General features: G+C 73.6%; 4 protein-coding genes and 1 pseudogene. 2 read left to right on the top strand and 3 right to left on the bottom strand.

The features are described from left to right. Positions 1–1,130, top strand: a 1,130-nt coding sequence (locus AB0C69_RS36235; protein WP_360359966.1) for an erythromycin esterase family protein, incomplete at its 5' end; no start/stop codon positions are given. Further along, a complete protein-coding gene (locus AB0C69_RS36230; RefSeq protein WP_360359963.1) occupies positions 1,127–3,211 on the top strand; it encodes a prolyl oligopeptidase family serine peptidase in 2,085 nt (694 codons plus the stop codon). The genes AB0C69_RS36235 and AB0C69_RS36230, both read left to right, overlap by 4 nt. Here the strand turns inward: AB0C69_RS36230 and AB0C69_RS36225 are convergent. The 3 genes and pseudogenes from AB0C69_RS36225 to AB0C69_RS36215 form a co-directional block, all read right to left on the bottom strand. Then, positions 3,189–4,853, bottom strand: a complete 1,665-nt coding sequence (locus AB0C69_RS36225; protein ID WP_360359960.1) for a helix-turn-helix domain-containing protein — start codon at positions 4,851–4,853, stop codon at positions 3,189–3,191. The genes AB0C69_RS36230 and AB0C69_RS36225 overlap by 23 nt on opposite strands. 94 nt (positions 4,854–4,947) lie before the next feature. Then, the gene (gene menC / locus AB0C69_RS36220; protein WP_360359957.1) at positions 4,948–6,057 is read right to left on the bottom strand and encodes an o-succinylbenzoate synthase; all 1,110 of its coding nucleotides are present in this window, start codon (positions 6,055–6,057) and stop codon (positions 4,948–4,950) included. Next, positions 6,054–6,260: pseudogene (locus AB0C69_RS36215) on the bottom strand (GNAT family N-acetyltransferase); the annotation flags it as partial. The gene menC and the pseudogene AB0C69_RS36215, both read right to left, overlap by 4 nt.

The following is a 6,260-nucleotide window of genomic DNA, read 5'->3' as shown; positions in this document are numbered from 1 at the left end:
GGCTGCGATTCGGCCCTCCGAGGGAGGACGCCGGGCCCGGCTACGTCGCGCTCGCCCCCGGCTCCGCGATGCTCATCGTGCGGGAGTTCGGGTTCACGGGCTTCGTGATGGAGTCCGGCTTCGCCGAGGGACTGGCCGTCGACGAGTGGATCCACGGAGGACCGGGGCAGGCCGAGACGGTCGCCCGCGACGGCATCACCTACCGGTTCGGCGAGTGCGAGCCGATGCGGCGGCAGCTGCGCTGGATGCGCCGCTGGAACTCCGGGAGCTCGGCGAAGGTCGCCTTCTACGGGATGGACCTTCCGGGCTCGTCCACGTCACCCGGGCCGGCGGTACGCGCCTGCCTCGACCGGATGCCGGGGCGCCCGGGTGACGAGGAGCTCCTCCGCCTGGCCGACCTGGGAGGCCGGACGGAGGCGGCGGTCCGCTTCGAGGCCATGACCGGCGCCGATCGCGACCGGCTGCTCGCGGGGCTCCGCGAACTGGGGGAGCGCGCGCACGTGCTCGACGACGAGGTCGTGCGCCGGTGCGCGGCCTCGCTCCGCGCCTTCGCCGAGGAACTGGACGCGCCTTCCGCAGGGCCGTACCCGCGGGACGTGTTCATGGCAGAGACCGTGGGCTGGATCCTTGAGCGGGAACGGCGCATCGTCGTGAGCGCCCACAACGCGCACGTCCGGCGATCGCCGTTCCTCGGCCGGCCGATGATGGGCGGCCTGCTCGACGCCTCGCTGGGAGCCGACCTCGTCTCCATCGGGATGAGCTACGGCTCCGGTCCGGAGGTCCGGTTCACCCAGCGCTCGCCGCGCCCCTTCGACTGCGACGTCTCCCTTGGAGCGCGGACGCTGCCGCCGAACAGCATCGAGTCGCGGCTGGACCGCCTCGGCCCGCCCGTGGCCGTCGTCGACCTCCACCGCGCGCCGGCCGGGCTCCTCGACGGCGTCGACGGCACGCTCGCCAACGGCGGCCTCGATCCCGTCGACGACTTCCCGGCGGCCTACGACGCCTTCATCCATTTCCGTCGGGCCACCCGCGTCCCCGGTGCGTTCGAGAGGCTCCGCGCGGAGTTCGAGACGGCCGCACGGGCAGACGCGCAGCAGCCCGCACGACCTGAAGATCCGGAGTCCCCGTGACCTTTCCCTACCCGCCCACCCGTACGGTCGAGGTCTTCGAGGACGTCGCGGGCGTCCGCGTCCCGGATCCGTACCGCTGGCTGGAGCAGGAGACCGATGAGGTGCGGCGATGGCAGCGGCGGCAGGCCGAGCTCGCCGCCGCCGTCATCTACGACGGGCAGGACCCGGAGGCCTTCCGGGGCCTGATCCAGAAGTACGACAGCGGGTCCCGCCCGGCCTTGCCGAGATGCGCGGCCGGCCGCTGGTTCCGCGCCGTGACCCCGCCGGACGGCGGACCGCCCACGGTCGTGGTCGCCGACCAGCCGTTCGGCGCCGGACGACCGGTGACGAGCCTGGCCCAGTTCGGAGACGAGGAGAACCCGGCGTTCCTGTCCTGGATGGCGCCGGCGCCGGACGGCCGCGTTCTGGCCCTGGGCATCTGCACCGACGGCAGTGAGCACAACACCATCCGGCTCGTCGAGGTGGCCTCGGGGCGGCTGCTGGACGGCGCGCCGGAGCAGGTCCTGCACAGTGCGTGGACCGGCGGTGTCTCGTGGCTGCCCGACAGCAGCGGCTTCTACTTCTTCGCCCTCACCGGCTCACCGCAGGAGTTCAGGCAGGCGGTGTTCCTCCACCGGCTCGGCGCACCGTCCGGGAACACCACCGCGGAGCCGATCCCGGTAGGAGAGGACTCCCGGGAGTACACGCTCGTCCAGACATCGCCGGACGGCCGGTGGGCCGTCGCCAGCCATCGCGTGGGCAGCCCGATCCCCGTCGCGGTTCGCGACCTGTCCGAGCCCGGCAGCGCATGGCGCCCCTTCGTCACCGAGTGCCCCGGGACGATCGCCGGCCACATCGTCGGCGACCATTATGTCGCCGTGACCGATGTCGCCGCCCCCCGCGGGCGCGTGGTCGCCATCCCGCTCGACGCGGCGAACGCCGGTGACCCGGCGGGTTGGACCGAGCTCGTCCCGGAAGGCGACACGGTGCTGCGGTCCCTCACCCCGGTCGGCCGGCACCTGTACCTCAGCGAGTTCGACCGGACCTTCGCCAAGGTCCGGATCATCGACCGCTCGGGCGCCACCACCGGTGAGGTGCCCCTCCCCGGCCGCGGAGCGCTCGCCGCTCCCTTCTTCGCCCTGACCGCCCTGGCCTCCGGCGCCCACACGGACGACTTCGTCTTCGCCTTCTCCACACTGACGAGCTCCTGGGGCGTCTACCGGCACCGTCCCGGCGAGACGGAGGTCGAGACGCTCTCGGCGCCGACGGTCGCCCTCGACGCCGAACTGGAAGCGGGACGGGCCGTCGCGTCCGACGGCGTGGCGGTCCCGTACCACGTGGTGCGCCCGGCCGGAAGTGACCCGACGCGTGCGGCGCCGACACTGATCTCCGCGTACGGCGCGGCGAACGTGCCCCTCCTGCCCCAGTACCAGCCCGACATGGCCGCCTTCGTCGCCGCAGGCGGCGTCCTCGTGCAGGCGTACCTGCGCGGGGGCGGGGAATTCGGCCGGGACTGGTACCAGGCGGCGCACCGGGAGAAGCGGCACGTCCGCGACGCCGACCTCGTCGCGGTCGCCGAGCACCTCATCGCCGAGGGCCTCACGAGCGCCGACCGGCTCGCGCTGACCGGTGGATCCGACGGCGGACTCATGTGCGGAGTCGCCGTCACCACGCGGCCCGACCTGTGGCGCGCCGTCCTGCCGCGGGAGCCTCTCCTGGACCTCATCGGCGGCACCCGCGACCCCTACCTCGACTTCGTCATCCGCAAGGCCTGGGCCGACCCGGACGATCCGGCGGAGGTCCGCCGCCTCCTCCGGCTGTCGCCGTACGAGCTGGTCGGCCCCGGCGCCTTCCCGGCGGTCTACGTCCAGGCCGGGGCGACCGATCCGCGGTGCCGGCCCTGGCACGCGCGCAAGTTCGCCGCACGGATGCAGGCCGCCCAGGAAGGGGAGGCGCCGATCCTGCTGCACGTCTTCGACAACGCCGGCCACGGCGCGGCGACGCCCCATGACGTCGCGGTCGCGCAGGACGCCGAATGGCTGGCGTTCCTGGTCAGGACGCTCGACCTGCGGGGCCCTGTCAGTCGTCCGGAACCGACCTGATGGACATCAGGCGCAGTTGCAGCATGGCCGATAGGCGCGTGTCCGGGTCGCCGAGGTCGACGCCGCCGACCTCGGCCGCCCGCCGAAGCCGGTAGCGGAACGTGTTGGGGTGCACGAACATCGCGGCGGAGGCCACCGCGACGTCGCCGAAGGCGTCGAGCCAGGCGCGCAGCGTCTCGACGAGACTGGTCTGGTGCTCCTTGTCGTAGGCGACGATGCGCGCGACGGGGCCGCTGGGGATGTCTCCGCGGGGAACGAGGTCGGCGAGTTCGAGCAGCAGCGCCTCGACGTGCACGTCGTCCAGGCGGGCCACCTGCCGCCCGGCGACTCCTGATCGCAGGACGCGCAGGGCCCGTTCGGCGCCCGAGCGCGACCGGGCGAGCGCCGAGCTGTCCGGGGCGAGCCGTCCCACCCCGATCAGCGGGCGCAGGCGGGACCCCACGCGGGCCAGGAACTCGGTGGCGACCAGGACCGCGCGCTCCTCGGCGTCCTGCCGGTTCTGCGGGAAGGGGAGGATGCCGTAGGAGACGTCGCCGATCAGCGCGGCGGCGGCGCGCGGGTGCATGGCGGACAGGTGCATGGCGAACGCGTCGGCGAGCCGCTTCCGTTCGGTGGCGAGCTGCGCGGGCAGGGGGCTCTCGGCGGCCGAGCCGACGACGGTGAGCGCGAGGACGACCGCCCGCTCGTCCTTCAGGCCGAGGCGGCGCACCGCCTCCAGCGACCGCGGTCCGCTTTCGAGGGCGGTGCTCAGCAGTTCCGCCCGCACCCGCCGCTCCATGTCCGCGTCGGCGCGCTGCCACACCATGTGCATCGCGACGAGCTTGGACGCCTCGTAGAGCGCCTGCCCGCGCTCCTCGCTCAGGGGCTCGGGAACGACCACCCAGATCGTGCCGAGGATCTCGTCCCCGGCGCGCACCGCGATCGCCGCGCGGGGGAGGGCGGGCGGCTGCGTCGCGTCGTCCGTCCTGGGCAGGGGCGCCACGAAGACGGGGCCGTCGCTGCGGTAGATCGCCTGGAACACCCCGCGCTCCTCCAGGATGCGGGTGTACTGCTCCGGGACCTGCCGGCCCAGGATCGTCTGGACCCGGGACAGGTCCGCCTCCTCCTGCCGGCTCGAGAAGGCCAGCAGGCGCGAGTTGCGGTCCTCGATGGTGACGGGTGCGTTGAGCAGCGCGGCGATGGCGTTGGCGACCGCGAAGAGATCACCGGACGGGATCCGGCCGAACGCGTCGGAACCGGCGTCGTACAGGCCGCTGTCGGCGGTCAGGGTCCGGAGCATCCCCGTCAGGTGGGTCCACGACGCGCCGCGGGCGAACGCGAGGACCGCCACCCCCGCTCCGCGCGCCGCCGCGACGAGCCGCTCGTCGGCCTCCACGGGCGCGCGGACCACCAGCCCGGCGGCGCCGCGCCGCCCGAGCTGGGCCACGACCCGCGCGATGTCGGCGGGATCGTGCAGGCCGACGCCCATCACCAGCGCGTTGCTCGGCAGCTCGGGCTCGTCGAGCGGGTCGTAGATCACGACGCCGCCGATGTCGCCGGCGAGCTCGACGTCACCGCAGACCACGTCGAGCAGCGTGGTGCCGAGTTCTTCCAGGACGCGCCCGAGGCTGGCCCGCGGGAGGCTGGTCACGGGGAGGAGCATGCGCCCGAAGCTAGCGCGGCGCGTGCGGGTCGTCGTTCGTACGGCATGACGAAATCACGCTATCCGATCTGTCCAAAAGGACAGGAAAGGATCATCAGGTCGGAACGGGTGCCCATGTCGTGGTGACCGTGACGGCGTCCAGGACGTCGGGGATCGGAGTGACGCCGAGTCCCGGTCCGGTCGGCACGGCGAGGTGCCCGTCCTCAAGGCGGAACGGCGGTGTGATGTCGGTCCGGTAGTAGCGGTCGGACGCGGAGGTGTCGCCGGGCAGGAGGAATCCGGGCAGGGCCGCGAGCGCGACGTTGGCGGCGCGCCCCACTCCCGTCTCGAGCATGCCGCCGCACCAGACCGGAACGTCGTGCGCCGCGCAGACGTCGTGGATCCGGCGGGCCTCGAGGTAACCGCCCACGCGGCCCGGCTTGATGTTCACGACCCGGCAGGCTCCGAGAGCGATCGCGTCGGCGGCGGCGCGGGCGGAGACGATCGACTCGTCGAGGCAGATCGGCGTGGTGATCCGCGCGGCGAGCTCCGCGTGCCCGACGAGGTCGTCCTCCGCCAGCGGCTGCTCCAGCAGCAGGAGGTCGAACGGGTCGAGCCGGGCCAGGTGCCGGGCGTCGCCGCGCCGGTAGGCGGTGTTGGCGTCGACCTGCAGCGGGATGGCGCCGAACCGTTCGCGCACGGCCCGGACCGGCTCGACGTCCCAGCCGGGCTCGATCTTCAGCTTGATCCGCAGGTAGCCCGCCTCCAGGTATCCGGCGACCGTGTCGAGCAGGGCGGGGATCGACTCCGCGATCCCAACCGACACCCCGCACGGCACGGTGTCCCGAACGGCGCCGAGGGCCTGGCCGAGGGCGACGCCGCGGGCGCGAAGATCCGCGTCCAGGATCGCCGTCTCCAGCGCCGCCTTGGCCATGCGGTGGCCCTTGAACGGCGCCAGGGCCGGGGCGACCTTGTGCGCGTCCAGGTCCGTCACGCCGGCCAGCGCCGGCACCAGGAAACGGCTCAGGACGTCGGCGGCGGCGTGCGTGTACTCCGAGGAGTACAGGGGCGCCGTCCCCGCGCCGCACTCGCCCCATCCCTCGGCCTCGTCGGTGACGGCGCGCAGCAGCAGCGCCTCCCGCACGGTCTCCGTGCCGAACGACGTCCGGAAGGGCGACACGAGCGGCACCTCGATGGTGCGGATCTCGACCCCGGTGAGCTTCACTGCTTCTCCTGCCTGTCCAGGACGTACCAGCCCGTGCGGTCGAAGCCGCGCACCCGTGCGCCTTCGGTGAGCAGCTCGCCGAGAACCTCCCGTACCGCCCTGCGCCACTCCGCGGCGCGGTCCGGGTCGCTCAGCCGGAGGGCCTCGACGTCGCCGGGGACGCCGACGAGCACGGTGCGCGCGTCGGCGCGCCCGGCGACCGG

The organism is Actinomadura sp. NPDC048032, assembly GCF_040653175.1.
GTDB classification, from domain to species: domain Bacteria; phylum Actinomycetota; class Actinomycetes; order Streptosporangiales; family Streptosporangiaceae; genus Spirillospora; species Spirillospora verrucosospora.
This window is presented reverse-complemented; position numbering and strand designations above follow the sequence as displayed.